The following is a 1,918-nucleotide window of genomic DNA, read 5'->3' as shown; positions in this document are numbered from 1 at the left end:
GGTGTTGACCTGTGTAACGGGTGTGTCGGGTGGTGGTAAATCTACATTAGTTCTTGAAACGCTCTGGAAATCACTTGCGCGGCGCTTGCACAAAGCCCGAGAAATGCCTGCTCCACATAAAACAATCATAGGTGCCGACTATCTGGATAAGGTTGTTGATATTGATCAGTCCCCTATTGGCCGGACGCCACGTTCGAATCCAGCAACATATACTGGTGCCTTTACACCAATCCGTGAATGGTTTGCGGGATTACCAGAAGCTAAAGTTCGAGGTTATGCGCCTGGCCGCTTTTCTTTCAATGTCAAGGGTGGCCGTTGTGAGGCTTGTCAGGGCGACGGACTTATCAAGATCGAAATGCATTTTCTGCCTGATGTTTATGTCACCTGTGATAGCTGCAAAGGCCGAAGATATAATCGTGAAACACTGGAAATATCATGGCGTGGCAAATCTATAGCTGATGTTCTTGATATGACGGTTGAAGAAGGTGTTGAGTATTTTAAAGCCGTGCCAGCTATACGGGAAAAGCTTGAAACGATGTTACGTGTGGGGTTGGGCTATGTCCGGATTGGACAGCAAGCGACCACCTTGTCCGGCGGTGAAGCGCAGCGCGTAAAGCTTTCAAAGGAATTGTCGCGTCGTGCCACGGGACGAACAATCTATATTCTTGATGAGCCTACAACGGGACTTCATTTCCATGACATTGCCAAGCTATTGGACGTCTTGCAGGAACTTGTTGATCAAGGCAATACAGTGATTGTTATCGAGCATAATATGGATGTTATAAAGACTGCCGACTGGGTGATTGATCTTGGCCCTGAAGGCGGAGATGGCGGCGGTCTTGTTGTTGCCGAAGGCACACCAGAGGATGTTGCAAAAGTCAAAGGATCGCATACTGGGCATTATCTAAGCCGTATTTTTGATCCGTCAAAGACATAAAATTTAAGGATGTGAACTATGCAAGATGATGACGGCGCCATTCATGTAATTGGCGGTGGGCTTGCTGGAAGCGAGGCAGCCTTTCAAATTGCCAAACAGAATATTCCTGTTGTTTTGCATGAAATGCGGCCAAAACGCACGACTGATGCACATCATACAGACGGCTTAGCAGAGTTAGTTTGCTCTAACTCTTTTCGCTCGGATGATGCAACGGCGAATGCTGTTGGGGTTTTGCATGAAGAAATGCGGATCCTGAATTCGGTGATATTACGTGAGGCCGATAAGAATAAAGTACCAGCTGGTGGTGCTTTGGCCGTTGATAGAGATGGATTTTCTCAGGCTGTTGAAGCAGCTTTAACCGCCGACCCCCTAATCACAATCGAACGTGAAGAAGTTAATGATATACCTGATAGCTGGAAACAGGTTATTATTGCAACCGGCCCCCTCACCTCACCTTCTCTGGCTGACATGATTCGCAAATGGGGTGGTGAAGATGATCTGGCCTTTTTTGACGCGATTGCACCAATAGCGCATTTTGACAGTATCAATATGGATGTGGCGTGGTTCCAGTCGCGGTATGACAAATCCACCGATGGCGGTGATGGGAAAGATTATATCAACTGCCCGCTGACAAAATCGCAATATGAAGATTTTATCGATGCGCTGATTGATGGCGAAAAAATGTCATTCAAGGAATGGGAAGAAAACACCCCCTATTTTGAGGGATGTATGCCGATTGAAGTGATGGCATCACGTGGTCGTGAAACGCTTCGTTTCGGCCCTATGAAGCCAGTTGGGTTGACCAATGCGCATGATGGGTCACGACCCCATGCGGTCATTCAGCTTCGTCAGGATAATGCGCTTGGCACGCTATATAATATGGTTGGCTTTCAAACTAAATTGAAACATGCAGAACAGATACGTGTTTTCCAAACCATTCCGGGTCTTGAAGATGCGCAATTTGCCCGCCTTGGTGGTTTG

Annotated in this window: 1 protein-coding gene and 1 pseudogene; both read left to right on the top strand. The window is 47.1% G+C overall.

The window, feature by feature from the left end:
• Positions 1–937 (top strand): annotated as a pseudogene (locus ACTF7Q_RS10655) (excinuclease ABC subunit UvrA); the annotation flags it as partial.
• Positions 938–955: 18 nt separating this feature from the next.
• A partial coding sequence (trmFO, locus tag ACTF7Q_RS10650) for a methylenetetrahydrofolate--tRNA-(uracil(54)-C(5))-methyltransferase (FADH(2)-oxidizing) TrmFO (RefSeq protein WP_438997810.1) occupies positions 956–1,918 on the top strand: 963 nt, incomplete at its 3' end.

The organism is Puniceispirillum sp. (SeqCode), assembly GCF_965657105.1.
Lineage (GTDB): Bacteria > Pseudomonadota > Alphaproteobacteria > Puniceispirillales > Puniceispirillaceae > Puniceispirillum.
Note: the sequence above shows the minus strand (reverse complement) of the source record. Positions and strands in the feature narration are given on the sequence as shown.